This window comes from Candidatus Nitrosotenuis uzonensis, assembly GCF_000723185.1.
GTDB lineage: Archaea > Thermoproteota > Nitrososphaeria > Nitrososphaerales > Nitrosopumilaceae > Nitrosotenuis > Nitrosotenuis uzonensis.
The window spans coordinates 1-1,418 of sequence record NZ_CBTY010000003.1 but is presented as its reverse complement, the minus strand read 5'-3'; the positions used below and the strand labels follow the sequence as shown (position 1 = coordinate 1,418).

Annotated in this window: 2 protein-coding genes; both read right to left on the bottom strand. The window is 39.2% G+C overall.

The features are described 5' to 3' along the window. Window positions 1–20 precede the first annotated feature (20 nt). Window positions 21–755, bottom strand: a complete 735-nt coding sequence (locus tag NITUZ_RS00460; protein ID WP_081844811.1) for a hypothetical protein — start codon at window positions 753–755, stop codon at window positions 21–23. Window positions 756–868: 113 nt separating this feature from the next. After that, window positions 869–1,418, bottom strand: a 550-nt coding sequence (locus tag NITUZ_RS00455) for a flagellin (RefSeq protein WP_048194138.1), incomplete at its 5' end; no start/stop codon positions are given.

Sequence of the window (1,418 nt, the reverse complement as noted above, 5' to 3'; positions counted from 1 at the left end):
ATGGCTAGTTTGTTAAATTATTAGAGATTTTTTAGGGCATAAAGCAGATCTCTGCCATCATCAGGCAGGTAAGTCTCAGGATAACAATTGAGCATATGTCCATTTTCCACTTTATAAAACTCCCAGAATTTGCAGTCCCAGTCTTTCATGAATTGAGTGTTGTCATATGTCCAGTCAAAGCCGCTTGATATAGTATCATCTGGATAGCTAGGACCTCTGATCAGCGTTATTTCGTTTTTTTCATAATCTACAATTATTTGTGAGCTTAACGCATTAGGATACAGGTAGACTACGTTAGGATGGCTTGTTATGGCGTCAAACTCCGTCTTTGTTACAAATTCGTTGTGAAGTAGGATTATTTTGTCATATTGTTGCAGTATTTTTGGATTTTTATCAACATCTATATCGTCAATTACTTGATATCCTAAAAACTCGAGTATCCTAAAGCCGTTCCCGCTTGCAGAGAAGGTCTTTTCATACGAATCTGGGATTTTTGCACTCTTGCATGATTCACAGTATCCAGCATAATAATCATGGATTCCACCCCAATCATACGCACCTTGCGTAAAGATTGGATAGATCACGGCAACATTACCTTCTGCTCTAAGAATATCGTAATCCCTATAGTAATCAAGTTCAGGCATTTTTGAAGCTCGGTAAGCCGAAAAGGAATCTTGTGCTACCATGTTTTCGGATCCGTTACTTACAACAAGAAATGCTATCATAAGCATCATTGTAAAGGTGATACCAATCATTATAGCACTAAAATGACCTACCATCATCTGACAGATTTTTTAATTCAATTAAAAATCAAGTTTGTTCAAACTGAACAGTGGTATTTGAATAAAAAAGAAGTGAAATCAGGATTTTATCCTAGATCTACTACTGAGGTTGTTATGTTTGGAATCAGCCTCTCAATTGTAAGAGGTGAGCCTGTCGGTACGATTACTTCAGCCTTTATTGTATCAAGCGCCTGAGGCCTTTCATTGTTGGCATATGCGATTGCAATTGTTGCGTGTTCGCCTTGGTCCAAGATTGCGTTGTTGTTCCTGTTTACGCCAAAGTAGATGATAGCTTTTGTTGCATTTGGATTGTTTTCGGTTACTGGATTTTGTGAAATCCAACCAGCAGCTTTAGCAGCTGTCATAGCACTTGTGAGGTTAGTGTATATGCCGTTTGTCAGTATTCCTGCATAGATGTTATCATATTGGACTGTGTTACTGTAGTATTTGATTGCCAATGTACCCGAGTTGAGGTTTACTGATGAACCACCAGATGCCAGTTTGACTGGTACTGCTGTGACGTTTAGTTTACCACCAGTAACATGACCCGATCCTGTGACTTTGCCGGCTATCTCTAACGCGCTACTTGATTCCTCCAAGCTTGAGACGATTGCTGTCTTTGCTCGTTGCGTTGTA

Excerpts from the sequence above, each read along its gene's own strand:
- NITUZ_RS00460 (WP_081844811.1), bottom strand. The coding sequence starts at position 755 with ATGATTGGTATCACCTTTACAATGATGCTTATGATAGCATTTCTTGTT.